This window comes from Moraxella sp. VT-16-12 (assembly GCF_002224245.2).
In the GTDB taxonomy this organism is placed as follows: Bacteria; Pseudomonadota; Gammaproteobacteria; order Pseudomonadales; family Moraxellaceae; genus Moraxella.
Genome location: NZ_NKHK02000010.1, coordinates 20,789 through 36,794 on the forward strand (window position 1 = coordinate 20,789; position 16,006 = coordinate 36,794).

Consider the following 16,006-nt stretch of genomic DNA (forward strand, 5'->3'; position numbering starts at 1 on the left):
ATGGTGTACAATGGCAATTTAAAAAGACCAACCACATACATTAGATGATTATGGATAATTTCAACCCACTTGCCTTATACCACAAAAACATTGTCTTTATCGGTGGGGGCAACATGGCAAGTGCTATTATTGATGGCTTGTTATCTGCCAATCAACAGCACCAACTTGGTTTAAGCTTGGGTGTGTCCGATAAAAATCCCCCCAAACTTGCCAGCTTTGCACAAAAAGGCATATCAACCGCCACACCTGATGACGTACATACACTCACCAAAAATGCCGATGTCATCGTCTTGGCGGTCAAACCACAAGTCATACAAGAAGTCGCCCCCACGCTTTGTGATTTGGTGCAGGACAAACTCATCTTATCTGTCATGGCAGGTATCGCCACCGAACGTTTATCGCTGTGGCTTGGCACATCTCGGATTGTCAGATGTATGCCAAATCTGCCTGCATCTATCGGACGTGGGGCAACAGGACTGTTTGCTCCCCCAAACATCAGTCAAGCTGACAAAGATACTGCTTTTGCCATCATGAGTTGTGTGGGCCTTACAGCGTGGATTGCCAGCGAAGAGCATTTACACGCCATTACTGCCGTGGCAGGCTCATCTCCTGCTTACTTTTTTTATGCCCTAGAAGCGATGATAGACCAAGCGGTAAAAATGGGGCTAGACCGCACCACCGCCAAACAAATGGCATGTATGAGCCTAATTGGAGCAGGTGAACTTGCCTTATCTAGCGATGACATTGGCAAACTTCGTACCCAAGTAACTTCCAAAGGTGGCACCACCCAAGAAGCCCTAAACACCCTACAACAGCACGATTTTCAGCACGCCCTAAGCAACGCCATGATGGCGTGTGCCAAACGAAGCGATGAACTTGGCAAGTTATTTTGACATTAACATTTAAACATTGAATCTTATCAAACACCATGAATGACCCATTGACCATTATTTTTAATATTGTTGTAAATTTTGCCTTGCTTGTGATTTTTTTGCGGTTTATGTTTCAATTTGCCGAAATTGACAAAAACCACCCCTATGCCAAAGCCACCTATAATATCTCGGCGGTGGTGTCGGTTTTTGGGCGGATATTTCCTGATTTGGACAAAGGACGCATCAGTCTGTCGGCGGTGGTGCTGATGTTGCTTTTGACTTATATTAAGATTGCAGGTATGGCAAGCATTCTGGGCAAACCCTTAGATGCTTTAACCTTGTTTTTTGCAGGGACACTTGGGGGAATACTAAGTTTTGTAAGTATGCTCAAATACATCGTGCTAGGCTCGGTGATTTTTAGCTGGGTGATACTGCTTGCCAATAAAATGCACCCTGTGATGGATTTGGTCATGCAAATGGCAGAACCCATCATCGCCCCATTTCGCCGCATTACCCCAAATTTGGGTATGTTTGACTTTTCTACTTTGGTGGCAATTATGGCGTTGGCTTTGATCGAGCTGTCTATTGAGATTATTGGTGCAAATATCTTGGAGCGGTTAAGCTAGTATCAAGCTGTACATTTATTCTTGGAATTTACCCAGTTTTTTAAGTCGGCTCATGATACCGCCATGATTGCGTCCATGCTTTGCCATCAGCTCATCAATACTAGCACCATTATCAAAGGCATGGATAAGTCTCAACTCTTCTTCTGCACTCCATTTTGCTCCGCTATTAGGGTAAAGCTGTTTATCGGGGCTGACATACGGCACGTCAATACTCACACGCACCTCATCACCCATATTATCGCTTTGATGGATACGCAAAGTCTCAAACTTCACCTGTCCGCGTGTGATGACTTCTTTTAGCACCTGTTGGCGTTTGTTGAGTTTGGCTTGACCTGTTTTTACTTCCAAAAACACCACACTGACCTCATCAAGACTTGCTTGCCCATCCACACAATCATGCAAACGATGAAACACCACATAATCTATCGGCTCACCCATAAAGCGACAATCAGCAGGGCTATACTCAAAGCCTGCCATAAACGGCACAAACTTTTCAGAAATCTGCCCCTTAATTACATGACGCTGGGCGTTATTGGAGCGGGTTTGAGCGTCTTTTATCGCTTTATCTAGCGATAATTTAAACGCCGTCTCTTGCTCCATCAGACGCTGATTTAGCTCACTGATAGTGTGTTGTTTTTGCTCCAAAAGGTGCTGATGCTCGGTCAAAGTCGCCAGTTGTTTTGTGCCAAATTCTTCCTTTAATGCGGTGATTTGCTGTTGCAGTGCCTTTATTTCGTCTAAATGCTCAGCTTGTTTGGCAGTCATTTGGTTGTGATGATGTTGAATCTCAGCTTGGTGCTGCTGTTCACGTTGATTTACGCTCTCATGGTGGCTTTGTTGTAGTGTGGTCAGTTCATGACGAAGGTGGGTAAGCTCTTGGGCGTATGCATGACGCTCCTTGGTGTGCTGACGATGTAAATACCACAAAATCAGTAAAAACACCGCCCCAATGACCACCAGTCCTATGATTATCTCAGACATTCTCTTCCCTTGTGTTACTCATCTCTTGTTTTGACATCAATCAGCTCAATCTCAAAGATTAAATCACTATTGGGCAAAATTTTACCCACCGCTCGCTCACCATATGCCAAAAACGCAGGTACATAAAGCCGTCTTTTACCGCCAACTTGCATGGGTGGAAAATTTGGCAAATCCAATTCAATTCCCCATTTATCAAGCAGTTTTACCCCAGTTTCACTGCCAAGTACGCCCAAATCCCAACCCTTAATTACTCGCCCTGTGCCAATCACGCATTCAAAAACTTGTCCACGGCGGTGTGAGCTGTCAAATTCTGCACCATCAGTGAGCGTGCCTGTGTAGTGAGCGGTGATTAATGAGCCACGCTCGGCTGCTTTGCCTGTACCAACCACCAAATCAATGATTTGAAAATCTGTCATATTATCTCCTTGATTAGTTTAAACCTAGGCACACTTTGCCCATCAAACTGCACCATTTCACAAAACATCGCCACAGGTCGCACCCACACTCCATACTCGCCATATAAGGCACGATAGACGACCACCCACTCGCCCGTCTCACTGTGGCACGCAGTGTACAGAACCTGATACAGATTGCCTTTATAATGGCGATAAATGCCTGTGGTTATTTTATTCATCAATCTCTCACTTAATCATGGACGTTGTGGGTAAAGTTTAAACAGCACATCTAGCGACACCTGCACCACTACCCCCACCCCAAAAGCAAACAGCAAAGTCGCCAAGCCCACCACACCACCAAGTAGCCAACCTATCAGGCACACCAAGCCTTCCAAAAAGGTGCGAATGATGCCCACTTTTAGACCTGTCAGCTGCGTCAAGCCCACCATCAAGCCATCTCGTGGACCTGCACCCATGTGCGATGTCAAATATAAAGCAGACGCCACACCCACAATCACCACACCAAGCACAGCAAAGATGATTTGCCATACCAAAGCATCCATCACAGGCAGCCACCCATCAAACAGCCCCAAGCTTATGGCGATGATACAGATATTTAACACCGTTCCCAAGCCAAACTTTTGGTTGAGTGGCAACCACAATGCCAACACACCACAACTGACGATAAAGGTCAAAAGCCCAATATTTAAGCCTGTTTGCACGGCAAGTCCCTGAGCAAATACTGTCCACGGTGCCGAGCCAAGTTGTGATTTGAGTAGCAAGGCTTCACCAAAACCAAACAAAACAAGCGACACACACAACATAGCAAGGGGTTTAAACTTTAATGCCCAATGCGATGTATTGCTCCATGGGGTGATGGGTAAGACACGTTTACTCATAAGATTACTTCTATTTAGTCATACAAAACTGATACACTTGACATCAGATGATTATAGATTTTTTGCTTTGAATGTGCCTATAATCATCTTAACAACAGCCAAAATAATCAAACAAATGTGATTAAGGTGTGTTATGAAAAAGCTCCTAACAATTTTTACCTTGGTAATGGGCATTCAATGTGCCAATGCCCAAGATGTTGCCCATCTTGGTGAGCCTGCGGTTTTGACAGGAAAAATCATGATGATAAAAAGTCTGATTGATGAACCTCCTTATAATGAAAGTAATTATCCTGCCATCACACTGGATAAAACGCTAACTGTTACAGGTTATGATGATTTTGATGAGTACAAGCATATCAATACCAAGCTCATTCAGTTGGCTGATAATAATTCAGGCATTCAATACAGCAGGTCAAATGGTAAACGTATTCGTGTAAAATGCAGTGAACTTTTTGGCGAGCATAGTGCTTGGCACAACACCAAAGTGCTGTGCTTGGTAGATAATGCCAAAATCATTCGTTGATTATGCCACCGTTATCCGAGCATACGCCTTTTTCCCTGCTTGGATAACCACTGTTTGTCCAAATTCTAAGGCAAAGCCACTATCCACCACTTGTCCATCCACTTTGACCGCCCCACGAGATAGCATATCTTTGGCTTGGGCAGAATTTTTGGCAAGGTTTGCCCCATTTAAAATTTGCGTAATAAACAGCTTATCCGCCCCATTTAAAGGCAATGACACTTCTGGCAAATCCACAGGCAACTCACCATCCGCCAAGCGATTACCTGCTGATTTGTGGGCATTTTCGGCAGATTCTTTATCATGAAAACGCTCAATGAGTTCTAGGGCTAAGATACGCTTAATCTCTTGGGGGTTGCGTCCGTTTGCCATCTCATCTAACAAAACATTGATTTGGCTCATCGGCTTAAAGCTAAGTAACTCAAAGTAACGAGCAATGAGCGTGTCAGGCATGGACAAGATTTTTTGGTACATCACACCGGCAGGGTCGCTGATGCCAATATAGTTGCCTAGCGATTTACTCATTTTTTGTACACCGTCCAAACCTTCCAAAATCGGCATGGTGATACACACTTGGGCTTCTTGGTTGTATCGCCCTTGTAGCGTTCGCCCCATCAAAATATTAAAGGTTTGGTCAGTACCACCAAGCTCCACATCCGCCTGCATGGCAATGCTGTCATAGCCTTGGACAAGTGGATACAAAAACTCATGAATGGCAATGGGTGTTTGGCTATCATAGCGTTTGGCAAAATCATCACGTTCAAGCATACGAGAGACAGTTACCTGACTGGCTAGGGCAATCATATCGCCTGCACTCATTTTACCAAACCAATCTGAGTTAAACATGATGGTGGTTTTGTCTTTATCCAAAATCTTAAACACTTGCTTGGCATAAGTTTGGGCATTGCGTTTGACATCTTCTTCGGACAGGGGCGGACGTGTGGTGTTTTTGCCTGTTGGGTCGCCAATACGGGCGGTATAATCACCAATCAAAAACAGCACCTCATGCCCCAAATCCTGAAAATGACGCAGTTTATTTAAAACCACTGTATGCCCAAAATGTAAATCAGGGGCGGTAGGGTCCATGCCAAGTTTGATACGCAAAGGGCGGTTTTGTTTGAGTTTAGTGATTAAATCTTCCTCAGAATAAATGGCTGAAACGCCACGCTTAATCAAAGCAAGTTGCTCTTCAATGGGTAAAAAATCTGACATAACACACCTTTTATATGCTGATAAAACCACTTAGTATAACAAATTTTTAGATACGAAAAAACCGCCCCATCAAGAGCGGTTTTTAAACAAGTAGCTATTATCTTTTGCCAGTATGACAATCTTTGTACAAGATTTCACTAGATGGGCTAAATATCATAAAATTGGTTTTACGATAGTTACGGCTGTTTAGCTCTGTGTGTGCGGTCAATGAAAAGTTATTTTCATCACCAAACACTGTGTTGTTATCGCCAGAACGATTTAGGTTAATGGGCATAAAGCGTGATTTGCCATTTAGGGTTGCTTGGGCATAAGTTGGCAAACCTTGCTTGTTAAAGCCATAGGTAACTTTAATTTTTTTGCCTGATTGGCAAGTATAGTTGGCTGCTTTTTTGCTGACGGTTTGAGCATGCACAGTAGCTGCATCTTCTTGTGCTGCCACATTTGCATTGGCATTCATGCCAACCATTGCCAAACCCAAAGCGGTCATATAAATCAGTGATTTTTTCATAGTAGTCTTTTCCACTAAAAGTTAATAACAACACAAGTTATTGACTGCCTAACTTGCCATGCCGTATATCATAGAGATTTTAATGTAAATTATCTGTGCTGCTTGTGTATGATATTGTTACAAATTATTATGCCCACTTCCCAAAACCAGAACAACTTTGCAATCGTTACCAAAAATGTAATCCATGTAACACAATCTGCTCTTATCTATCTATTTTACTTGGAGTATAATGTATGCTTTATATAAGGAACAACAATGACACAATTAACACAAGCACCAACAGATTACTTTGGTGAGCTATCAAATGACTCAGAGTATTATATTGGCATGATGAGCGGCACCAGTCTTGATGCCCTAGATGCGGTGTTGTGTCAGTTTGATGAACACGGCAAACCAACCATCATCGCCACACACAGCACGCCTTTTGCTGATGAGCTTCGTCAGATATTGCTCGCGCTTTGTACACCAAACGTCGTGCAGAAACTGACACAAGAAGAATTTAGTAAGTTTAGTGAGCTAGATTTTTGGGGGCTAGCAAGTCGGCTCTATGGCGAGCTGGCAAGCGATGTGGTGCTTGAACTGCTAAACAAAACAAAGCTAACTGCTGATGACATTACCGCCATTGGCTGCCATGGACAAACGGTACGTCATCGCCCAAATTGGCGGTTTAGCTTACAGCTGATTGACCCCAATATCATCGCTGAGCGAACAGGCATTGCCGTGGTAAGTGATTTTCGCCGTCGTGATATGGCGGTTGGTGGTCAAGGAGCTCCCTTAGTGCCTGCATTTCATCAAGCGATATTTGGGCGTGGCGTGGTTGTTTTAAATTTGGGTGGTATTGCCAACATCACCGTTTTAGATGACAAAGCAGACCAAGTCATCGGCTATGACACAGGCGTTGCCAACTTATTGATGGACGGCTGGGCAAATCGTCATTTGGGCATGCCATTTGACAAAAATGGCGACTGGGCAAAATCTGGTACTGTTAATCAAACCTTGCTTGATGCACTGATGACTCACCCATTTTTGGCAAAATCCGCTCCCAAATCCACAGGGCGAGAAGAATTTAATTTGACATGGCTTGATGAGATCTTGACAGATTTTACAATCACCGCCCAAGACGTACAAGCAACCTTATGTGAGTTTACCGCCTTATCAGCCAGCCAACAAATCCAAAAATTTAGCCATATCAAAAAGCTGTATGTCTGCGGTGGTGGTGCATACAACCAACATCTGCTTGAACGTTTGGGGCATTACTTACCAACATTTGACATTCAAACAACCGACACCCAAGGCATTAGCCCTACATGGGTAGAAGCACTTGCCTTTGCGTGGCTGGCTCGCCAAAGTATGCTCATGCAAACAGGCAACCTACCTGCGGTAACGGGTGCACAAAAAGGCGTGGTGCTTGGGGTGGTGTGCTTTGGTTAATTTAAGTCATTGATTTTTAAAATAATCATCAAAAAGATAAAAAATTTTAAAATTTTTTTGAAAAAAGTGCTTGACTTAACGTTAAAATTCTATATAATACGCACTCATAAAGCAGTGCTGATTAGCGGGAATAGCTCAGTTGGTAGAGCACAACCTTGCCAAGGTTGGGGTCGCGAGTTCGAATCTCGTTTCCCGCTCCAGATTTTAAAAAGCTCAAATTGAAAGATTTGGGCTTTTTTGTTGTTTAAAATCAAGGGTTTGTGTGGCTGCTTATCTTTATTGTTGTGTGATCACTTTTCTTTACTTGGTCACCACTGATTTTGATGGTGACCAAAAGGTGTCCACTTTGGTGACCAAAGGTGCTTTGTGGTGCACTGTGCAAATTACCAATTTGACCCCGGCTCGTTTTTGTACCATTTTTTGTAATCTTAAGTACAAATAATCAATTTGCCAGCAATAAGCATTTTGCAAATCCTAAAGTACTTATGGTTGGCACTTGCAATCCTATTTGGTTAAATCTGAATTTGGCACATACTCAAAAATCTCTCCAACCTGCACATCTAGTGCTTCACAAATTTTATCAATCGTCTCAAAATCAATCCGTGTTGTTTGATCATTGTAAATCTTATGCACTGTGGATTTGCTAATCCCTGTCATGCGAATCAGATCTGCAACTTTCAATCGCCTTTGTGCCAATAATACCGGCAAATTGCTTTTAATCATAAAAAACTCCAATTTTTTCTAAAAAAGTACTTGCATCAAATAATATAATACGCTAATATACTTCTATAGAAGTATTAAATAATTCAAAAGAAGTATTTATAATTTCGATATTTATATTTTCGACTTCAAATGGAGAATATTATGACACAAACCTATCTCACCACTCAAGAGCTTTCGCAGATGATTAAATATGATGAGCGTACTATTCGCAATCAGTTGAAGGATTCTGTATTGATTGAAGGCATTCATTACTTCAGACCATTTGGTGGTCGCAAGATCTTGTATATTTGGGAACAAATTGAAAAAGACATGCGTACCAGCATTATGGGTAGTATTAATGGTATGGCACTACAATAGGAGAATAATATGGCAACAATTACTAAGCGATATAACAAACTGATCGTCGATTTTCGTTATATGGGCAAACGCTGCCGAGAAACAACCAATCTTACTGACACACCAGCAAATCGTAAAAAGCTTGCTAAGGTGCTTGAGAAGATGGAAGCGGAGATTTTATTGGGCAGTTTTCGTTATGAGCAGTATTTCCCAAAGAGTGATAAAGCTGCCTATTTTGATGCACTCAATGATCGACGATTGAGCTTACAAAGTGATACGCCGTTATTTAAAGAGTTTGTAGAACTTTGGTTTGAAGAAAGGCAGATTGAATGGCGTAAAACTTATCAGGAGAAAATTACGATTATCTTAAACAAGTATTTATTGCCTAAGTTTGCAAATCGGGCTTTATTTATGATTGAAAAGTCGGATGTCTTGGCATTTCGTAGTTCCCTCGCCAAAGTGACCTACAACAATACCAAAAACACCCTGTCTGCAGCCAGAATCAACGCGATTATGACCACATTGACTATGATACTAAAAGAAGCGTCAAAACGCTATAACTTTGACAATCCTTGTGAAGATATTAAGCAATTAAAGACGCCAAAATCACAGATTGAGCCGTTTAGCATTGATGAAGTGTGGCAATTCATCCATGGTGTGCGAGATGATTATAAAAACTACTATATCGTACGATTCTTTACAGGTATGCGTACCAGCGAAATTGATGGATTAACTTGGGAGCATGTGGATTTTGAACGCAAAGAAATCCGTGTCAGACAAGCCTTAGTTAATGGTGTGATGAGTGAGCCTAAGACAATAGAATCCAATCGTGAGATTATCATGTCACCTTTTGTCTATGAAGCGCTAAAAGCACAGTATCAGGTCACCTATGGCAAATCCAAGTTTGTCTTTTGTGCGCACACTGGAGAGCCACTCGATTATCACAATGTCAATCATCGTATTTGGCACCCAACCCTAAAAAATCTTGGATTAAAGCCAAGAAGTGCCTATCAAACCAGGCATACGGCTGCGACATTGTGGCTATCGGCAGGAGAAGCACCTGAATGGATTGCACGGCAAATGGGTCATGTTAATACCATGATGCTATTTAAAGTATATAGCCGTTATGTACCGAACGCCACCCGCCGTGATGGCAGTGCTTTTGAGGCCATGCTTTTTAACACCCAATCTGAATATGATCATCAAACTCACTTTTAAGGAAAACAAAATGCAAACAGTATTCGCTTGTGATAGCCAAGACTTATCTTCAATGAGTGATATGCAACTGGCAAATAGACTGACCAAAGAATTAATTGTCGATTTAAACATTCAAGAAGGGCATGGATTATGTTACTTTTTAAACGTAAGTCCTTGCTATTATAACTATCTGGCAGTTTGGAGATGGGTGATGGCATGGGTGGAGAGCGATAATGCTCAAGCATTCAGTGCTGGCAGCTATGACGATGTGTATGATGAGATACGTGCTGATTTTATTAAACAATTCCCAGCAGGGTCACTTTAAGACCTATCATTGATGGCTTTAGTTAAAACAAATACCGTTTGCAAAGATGCAAGCGGTATTTTTATAAAGAGGACTTTACAAAGCCTATTAAATACAGTAAAATCTTGAAATGTTACTTTTTCAGGATGCGACATGAGTAATTATGGCGGCAAGCGTCCAAACAGTGGGCGCAAGCCACACCCAATGGGTGAAACTGTGGTCAAGCGTGTACCCAAAGGATTGATACCGATTGTCGATACGCTCATAAAAACCCACCAAAAACCGTTTAATGGCGTCATCAAAACCCTTGCTTGCATGCCTTTGGATGCTCAGCATATCGATCCTAAAGCGGATGTGATCCAAATACCCCTTACCTTAGAGTACATTCCGGCAGGTTTTGCTTCACCGGCTGAAGGCTATGCTGAAGATTATATTGATCTTAATGAGTACTTAGTACGCAATCGTTCAGCAACCATTATCGTGCGCTGTGGTGGCGACTCCATGCTTGATGCTGGCATTGTCAAAGGCGATCTGCTGGTGATTGATCGCAGTGTGACCCCCAGTCACCGTGATATCGTCATGGCAGACTTAGGTGCCCAATATACCATCAAGCGATTACATTTTTTAAAGCAAGGTGGAGTGAAGTTGCATTCAGAAAATAGCAGCAGCCAAGCAAACTATCCAAATTACACCTTTGGCGAGGGGGATGAGCTTGCCATTGTAGGTGTGGTGATGCATGTTTTAAAAGACATGAGAGTCAAGCACTGATGTATGCGTTGATTGATGGCAATAGCTTTTATTGCTCTTGTGAGCGTGCATTCAAGCCCATGCTTAAAAACAAAGCTGTTGTGGTGTTATCTAATAACGACGGCTGTGTGGTGGCACGCACCGCAGAAGCTAAAGCCCTTGGCATTAAGATGGGTGTGCCATATTTTCAAATCAAAGAGTTGGTGCATCGTGGCAAGTCATCGCCTTTTCAAGTAATTATGAGCTGTATGGCGACATCTCAAAGCGCATGATGACAACTATCAAAAGCTTGGTGTCTGCCACTGAGATTTACTCCATTGATAAATGTTTTGCCGATTTAATAGGCATCAGCCAAGCCAAGTTACACACTTTGGGCAAAGAGATTAAAAACTGGGTTTGGCAATGGGTAGGCATTCCAACCTGTGTTGGCATCGCACCAACCAAAACATTGGCAAAGTTTTGTAATCATTTGGCCAAAAAACATCCGCAATTTGCTGGAGTGATGGTTTGGACGGATTGGTCAAAGGACGTTCAAACCAGGGCGTTAGCCAGTGAGCCAGTGTCGCAAATATGGGGCATTGGTCAGCAAACCGCCAAAAAATTACAAGCCTTAGGAGTGATCACGGCGTTAGACTTTGCCAATCTTGACCTGCAGACACTCAAACATCATTTTAATGTCGTCACTCAAAGAACATGGCAAGAAATCAATAGCAAGCCTTGTGCAGCTCTTGAGATTGAAGAAGCCAAAAAGCACATCATCAGAAGCCGAAGCTTTACCAAAACCATCACGGATTTGATTCCCTTGCAAGTCGCCATCAGCCATCATATCAGTGCTGGCGCCAAAAAGCTGCGTGAGCAAAACACCAAAGCCCATCTACTGAGTGTATTCATTAAAACCAGCCCCTTTGATCAAAACCGTCACTATAACGGCTTTAAATGTGTGACCCTTTCACAGGGCAGCTGTGATGATTTGGTGCTCAACAAACTGGCGCAGCATCTACTCAAACAGATTTATCAGCCAGGATTTGGATATAAAAATGTGGCATCGAGCTTGGTGGCATTGAGCCGATCAGCCGCCATCAGTTTGATCTGTTTGGTGCATCAGATGACCATAACCCCCAACTGATGCAAGCGCTAGACTGCATCAACCACACTTACGGCAAAGGCACACTCAAACTTGCGACCGAAACCCTGCCTGATGACTGGCAGATGAGCCGCACAATGATGAGTCAGCGATTTACCACCAGATTGGATGAGGCGCTCACGGTGATTTGAGCGATAAATATTGATGGTGAATAAAATCTTTACCAAAAGCTGATCACCTGGCAGATATACGGTAATTTTGTATAATAATTGTCCAAATACCATGCAATGGGATATTAAACAATTACGTGATGAGCAAACTTTGCTACAGCCAATTCATGAAAAGTATCTATCCGATGCAAATTTATTTAGATGGTTTTCCAACCAAATGACGGATAGTGAAAATCGTAAATACACAGGAAAGCTTATCAAAGAAGAGCAAACCCAATCTGGTGGAATAGATATATTGGATAAAAGTTCAGGAATTAGATATGGTTGCAAACTTCTAGGCTATACCTAGGCTATACTGAACAACAGGGGTGCAAGCCATGAGAAGAAAAAATTATTTTTACATTCTTTTGGGGATTATAGCAGGGTTTTCGATTTGTTACTCAATTTGTATTATTCCATTTTTTTACTTAATGTATCCAAAATTTTTTGATAATTTTGGTACGGAATTTATTTTAAATTTAAAAGGATTGATGGCTTTTCTAATTATAATGCCGATATTTTCATTTCCAATTTTTATTTTGCTTGCACTAGTCAGATTGGCAATAAATAATAAAATAAGTTATCTTATTAATTTTATATTATTTGAGATTTATGGTTATTTTTTATTCGGTTATCCAGATGCCAATTACTTCAATGAATCATTATTATATGTATTACAGACACAGTATTTTATATGGGACTATACTAGATTAGCAATAATGCTATACTAGTTTTATGAAGATAACCCGTTGTAAATTAAGTAAAAAAGTTCAAGTTAAACTGCTTGAATTCTTTGTGCTTGAAGTCACCGCAAGATCAGCTGCTGATTTGTTAGAGATACATCATAATTTAGCCGCTTTGTTTTATCATAAAATTCGCTTGGTGATTGAGTATCACTGAAACCTTGAAGCCTGTGAATTATTTGATGGTGAAGTAGAATGAGACGAAAGCTATTTCGGTGGCATTCGTAAAGGCAAGCGTGGGCGTGGCGCTGCTGGCAAAGTTGCTGTATTTGGTCTTTTAAAACGCAATGGTAAGGTTTATACTGCTTGCGTTAAAGATACCAAAGCTAAGACATTACTACCTATTATTGCCAGTAAAATCAAACCTGATAGCGTGGTTTATACAGATAGCTATCGAAGTTATCATGCTTTAGATGTGAGTGATTTTAAACACTTTAGAATTAATCATTCCAAATAGAATTAATCATTCCAAAGAATTTGCAAACAATCATAATCACATTAATGGCATTGAAAACTTTTGATCGCAATCCAAGCGCATTCTAAGAAAATATAACGGTATTGACAAAAAGCATTTCCATTTATTTATCAAAGAATGCGAGTTTAGATTTAACTATGGCACACCATCCAATCCATTAAGATTGTTAAGAAAATGGTGTGGGATTTAGGGGTTTATCTAGTACAGTCCCTAATTTTTTATCAGTTATTTACCAATATTCTAATAAGTTATATTTATTAAATATAATATTAAATCAAATTGTCTAAATGTATGTCATCAACTTTAGTGTACTATCCAATTCATTAACGGGTTTTTAAAGCAAATTATTCAAATTGTTTTTTTGCAATCTAACATCATGTCTGTAGTTCGCTACACAAAATAATCCCTCTAAAATATATTATGAAATCATTTGTCTAAAACTCACAACAATATCATTTACCCAAAAGTTGTATTGACCTAACACGATAATCTGGGCAAACTGTATTTCTTGATAATTCGATACATATCCTATGATGAATACCGATACCAAACCCCACCCCAAAACCGTATTATGTGATGCAGAACTGATGCGTTATAGTCGTCAAATTTTATTAGACGGATGGGATATTGAAGCACAACTTAAAATTAAGCAATCATCCGTTTCACTAATTGGAATGGGCGGTCTAGGTTGTATGGTTGCTCCGATTTTAGTGAGGGCGGGTGTGGGTGAAGTGCATTTATTTGATTTTGATACGATAGATGACAGTAATTTACAAAGACAGCTGTTGTACACTCAAGCAGATATTGGGTTACCAAAAGCACAAATAGCCAAACAAGCACTTATAGAACAGAACTCTTGGGCTGCAGTCCATAGTCATAATATTGCGCTCAATGATGGTACTATAAAAGAAAACTTAATATCTATTAAATCAGACTTATGGATTGATTGCAGTGATAATTTCGATATTCGCCAAACGCTTAACCGCCATTCGATCATAACCAGTACAGCTCTACTTTCATTGTCCGCCATTGGCGAAACTGGGCAAGTTGCACTTTTTGAGCCAAGAAAAACAGGCTGCTATGCATGTTTATTTGGCACTTCAATGAGCGCAGCCCAAAACTGTGCAAATTCTAGTATCTTAGCAAGCACGGTGGCGGTGATCGGTGCACTCGGTGCTGACATCGCCTTACATTTTCTCGGTAAAGATCAAAATACCTTAAAAGATACGCTGATGGTATGGCAAGGTTCTCGTGCCAATTTTCAAAAAATGAAGTTTACCAAAAACCCCTCCTGCCCTATTTGTCAAAAATCTATCGCGCTATAATAATTTAATATGAAGAAATAATAAAAAACGGCTTTTATCAATAAGCCGTTTTTTATTTAATACTAACAAGGATATGGGGCATTTCTGCGTGAATAATACCACCATGTCAAAGCGATACATATAATATAAAATGCAATTAGTACAAGGAAGGTGCCATTTACCCCCAGACCTGAACCGAACATTTTTGGGATAAAAAAACCACCATATGCCGCAAATCCCGCCGAAAAACCTACAACTGCGGCGGATTCTTTGCGTGCTTGTGTAATAGCATCGGAGGAATGTAAACGCTCATGCAGGGTTCGAAAGATCACAGGAATCATACGAAACGTTGAGCCGTTACCAATCCCAGTGGTGATAAATAGCAACATAAACCCAGCAAAATAGCCTGTAAAATTACCATTTTTAAGGAAAAACATAACTGCGATGACAGCAATTGTCATAATAATGTAATTCCAGAATGTGACGCGCGCACCGCCAACCTTATCAGACAACCAACCACCTACAGGACGAAATAGAGCGCCAACCAAAGGGCCTAGAAAGGCAACTTTTAGGGGATCGATCTCAGGAAACGACTGCTTAATAACCATAGGGAACGCCGCACTAAAGCCGATAAAAGATCCAAAAGTTGCCAAGTAAAGAATGCACATGATCCAATTATGTTGTCTTCGAAAAATGATCGACTGTTCTTTAAATGACGCTTTGGCGTTGCTTAAATCATTCATGCCAAACCATGCAAGTACAGTCATAATAGCAATTGGAATAACCCAAACAAAAGCGGCATTTTGTAAATATAAAACTTTACCAGATTCAGTAACCTGGCCATCTCCCGCCAATGCACCAAATAAAGAAAATCCAATAACCACAGGCACAACAAACTGCAGTACAGATACCCCTAAATTGCCCAAACCTGCGTTTAAGCCTAACGCCATACCTTGTTTAGATTTAGGGTAAAAAAATGAGATATTAGACATACTAGATGAAAAATTGGCACCGCCGAAACCGCATAATAGCGCGATGATTGCAAATGTGGTGAAAGAAGTTTCAGGGTTTTGTATAGCCAAACCCAACCAAATTGTAGGTATAAGCAAAGATGCTGTTGACAGTGTCGTCCAGCGGCGACCGCCAAAAACAGGTACTAAAAACGCATAAAATAAACGCATGGTTGCCCCAGATAAGGCAGGTAGTGCCAAAAGCCAAGACAGCTGCGCTTTATCAAATTGAAATCCAACTTCAGGCATACGAACTACAATCACGCTCCAGATAACCCAGACCGAAAATGCAAGCAATAGTGCAGGAATTGAGATAAAAAGATTTCGAGTAGCGACACGGCTGCCGCCATTTTGCCAAAATGTTTCATCTTCAGGACGCCAGTCATTGATACAACGACCACCTTTGAGTTGATTATTCATTTAGGTCTCC

General features: G+C 41.2%; 21 protein-coding genes, 1 tRNA gene and 1 pseudogene. 15 read left to right on the top strand and 8 right to left on the bottom strand.

Annotation, left to right across the window (positions count from 1 at the left end; all coding sequences use genetic code 11):
• Positions 1-50 precede the first annotated feature (50 nt).
• Entirely contained in the window at positions 51-893 is an 843-nt protein-coding gene (gene proC / locus CEW93_RS09025) for a pyrroline-5-carboxylate reductase (protein ID WP_186727954.1), read from the top strand.
• Between the two features lie 107 nt (positions 894-1,000).
• Complete coding sequence (locus CEW93_RS09030; RefSeq protein WP_255504061.1) at positions 1,001-1,498, top strand: YggT family protein; 498 nt, start codon at positions 1,001-1,003, stop codon at positions 1,496-1,498.
• A gap of 15 nt (positions 1,499-1,513) precedes the next feature.
• On the opposite strand, the gene CEW93_RS09035 is transcribed toward CEW93_RS09030, so the two are convergent.
• Genes CEW93_RS09035 through CEW93_RS09050 form a run of 4 tightly spaced genes read right to left on the bottom strand, consistent with a single transcriptional unit; the run spans position 1,514 to position 3,773 of the window.
• Entirely contained in the window at positions 1,514-2,479 is a 966-nt protein-coding gene (locus tag CEW93_RS09035; protein WP_089541015.1) for a Holliday junction resolvase-like protein, read from the bottom strand.
• A gap of 14 nt (positions 2,480-2,493) precedes the next feature.
• Positions 2,494-2,895 (bottom strand): FKBP-type peptidyl-prolyl cis-trans isomerase, encoded by a 402-nt coding sequence (locus CEW93_RS09040; protein WP_089541013.1) that lies wholly within the window; start codon positions 2,893-2,895, stop codon positions 2,494-2,496.
• Positions 2,892-3,113, bottom strand: coding sequence for a DUF1653 domain-containing protein (locus tag CEW93_RS09045; RefSeq protein ID WP_089541011.1), 222 nt, complete (start codon positions 3,111-3,113; stop codon positions 2,892-2,894). The genes CEW93_RS09040 and CEW93_RS09045 overlap by 4 nt, the downstream gene beginning before the upstream one ends.
• Positions 3,114-3,128: 15 nt before the next feature.
• Complete coding sequence (locus CEW93_RS09050; RefSeq protein ID WP_089541009.1) at positions 3,129-3,773, bottom strand: YitT family protein; 645 nt, start codon at positions 3,771-3,773, stop codon at positions 3,129-3,131.
• A gap of 133 nt (positions 3,774-3,906) precedes the next feature.
• Between CEW93_RS09050 and CEW93_RS09055 the strand changes: the two genes are divergently transcribed.
• Complete coding sequence (locus tag CEW93_RS09055) at positions 3,907-4,296, top strand: hypothetical protein (protein ID WP_089541007.1); 390 nt, start codon at positions 3,907-3,909, stop codon at positions 4,294-4,296.
• Here the strand turns inward: CEW93_RS09055 and tyrS are convergent, their stop codons facing one another.
• Positions 4,297-5,505, bottom strand: a complete 1,209-nt coding sequence (gene tyrS, locus CEW93_RS09060) for a tyrosine--tRNA ligase (protein ID WP_089541005.1) — start codon at positions 5,503-5,505, stop codon at positions 4,297-4,299.
• A gap of 97 nt (positions 5,506-5,602) precedes the next feature.
• Positions 5,603-6,013 (bottom strand): hypothetical protein, encoded by a 411-nt coding sequence (locus CEW93_RS09065; protein ID WP_089541003.1) that lies wholly within the window; start codon positions 6,011-6,013, stop codon positions 5,603-5,605.
• 255 nt (positions 6,014-6,268) lie between these two features.
• Between CEW93_RS09065 and CEW93_RS09070 the strand changes: the two genes are divergently transcribed.
• Positions 6,269-7,444, top strand: coding sequence for an anhydro-N-acetylmuramic acid kinase (locus CEW93_RS09070; RefSeq protein ID WP_089541001.1), 1,176 nt, complete (start codon positions 6,269-6,271; stop codon positions 7,442-7,444).
• 124 nt (positions 7,445-7,568) lie between these two features.
• Positions 7,569-7,644: transfer RNA gene (locus tag CEW93_RS09075), tRNA-Gly, on the top strand.
• 304 nt (positions 7,645-7,948) lie between these two features.
• Here the strand turns inward: CEW93_RS09075 and CEW93_RS09080 are convergent.
• A complete protein-coding gene (locus tag CEW93_RS09080; RefSeq protein ID WP_089540998.1) occupies positions 7,949-8,167 on the bottom strand; it encodes a helix-turn-helix transcriptional regulator in 219 nt (72 codons plus the stop codon).
• 141 nt (positions 8,168-8,308) lie between these two features.
• Between CEW93_RS09080 and CEW93_RS09085 the strand changes: the two genes are divergently transcribed.
• The 10 genes and pseudogenes from CEW93_RS09085 to CEW93_RS09120 all read left to right on the top strand — a co-directional run bounded on the left by CEW93_RS09085 (position 8,309) and on the right by CEW93_RS09120 (position 14,587).
• Positions 8,309-8,524, top strand: coding sequence for a hypothetical protein (locus CEW93_RS09085; RefSeq protein WP_049237017.1), 216 nt, complete (start codon positions 8,309-8,311; stop codon positions 8,522-8,524).
• A gap of 9 nt (positions 8,525-8,533) precedes the next feature.
• Positions 8,534-9,721: an Arm DNA-binding domain-containing protein gene (locus tag CEW93_RS09090; protein WP_089540996.1), complete on the top strand. Its 1,188-nt coding sequence runs from the start codon at positions 8,534-8,536 to the stop codon at positions 9,719-9,721.
• A 10-nt stretch (positions 9,722-9,731) separates the two neighbouring features.
• Positions 9,732-10,025: a hypothetical protein gene (locus tag CEW93_RS09095; protein ID WP_089540994.1), complete on the top strand. Its 294-nt coding sequence runs from the start codon at positions 9,732-9,734 to the stop codon at positions 10,023-10,025.
• A gap of 132 nt (positions 10,026-10,157) precedes the next feature.
• Positions 10,158-10,772, top strand: a complete 615-nt coding sequence (locus CEW93_RS09100; RefSeq protein ID WP_089540993.1) for a LexA family transcriptional regulator — start codon at positions 10,158-10,160, stop codon at positions 10,770-10,772.
• On the top strand, positions 10,772-11,023 hold the full coding sequence (locus CEW93_RS10920; RefSeq protein ID WP_222432740.1) for a hypothetical protein: 252 nt from the start codon (positions 10,772-10,774) through the stop codon (positions 11,021-11,023). The genes CEW93_RS09100 and CEW93_RS10920 overlap by 1 nt, the downstream gene beginning before the upstream one ends.
• Entirely contained in the window at positions 11,023-11,877 is an 855-nt protein-coding gene (locus tag CEW93_RS09105) for a hypothetical protein (protein ID WP_222432741.1), read from the top strand. Before CEW93_RS10920 ends, CEW93_RS09105 begins: the two co-directional genes overlap by 1 nt.
• Positions 11,877-12,026, top strand: a complete 150-nt coding sequence (locus CEW93_RS10925; protein WP_222432742.1) for a DUF4113 domain-containing protein — start codon at positions 11,877-11,879, stop codon at positions 12,024-12,026. Before CEW93_RS09105 ends, CEW93_RS10925 begins: the two co-directional genes overlap by 1 nt.
• A 91-nt stretch (positions 12,027-12,117) precedes the next feature.
• The gene (locus CEW93_RS09110) at positions 12,118-12,354 is read left to right on the top strand and encodes a hypothetical protein (RefSeq protein ID WP_089540991.1); all 237 of its coding nucleotides are present in this window, start codon (positions 12,118-12,120) and stop codon (positions 12,352-12,354) included.
• A gap of 425 nt (positions 12,355-12,779) precedes the next feature.
• Positions 12,780-13,452: pseudogene (locus CEW93_RS09115) on the top strand (IS1595 family transposase).
• 343 nt (positions 13,453-13,795) lie between these two features.
• A complete protein-coding gene (locus CEW93_RS09120) occupies positions 13,796-14,587 on the top strand; it encodes a HesA/MoeB/ThiF family protein (protein ID WP_089541037.1) in 792 nt (263 codons plus the stop codon).
• Between the two features lie 62 nt (positions 14,588-14,649).
• On the opposite strand, the gene CEW93_RS09125 is transcribed toward CEW93_RS09120, so the two are convergent.
• The gene (locus tag CEW93_RS09125; RefSeq protein ID WP_089540987.1) at positions 14,650-15,996 is read right to left on the bottom strand and encodes a NarK family nitrate/nitrite MFS transporter; all 1,347 of its coding nucleotides are present in this window, start codon (positions 15,994-15,996) and stop codon (positions 14,650-14,652) included.
• Positions 15,997-16,006 lie beyond the last annotated feature (10 nt).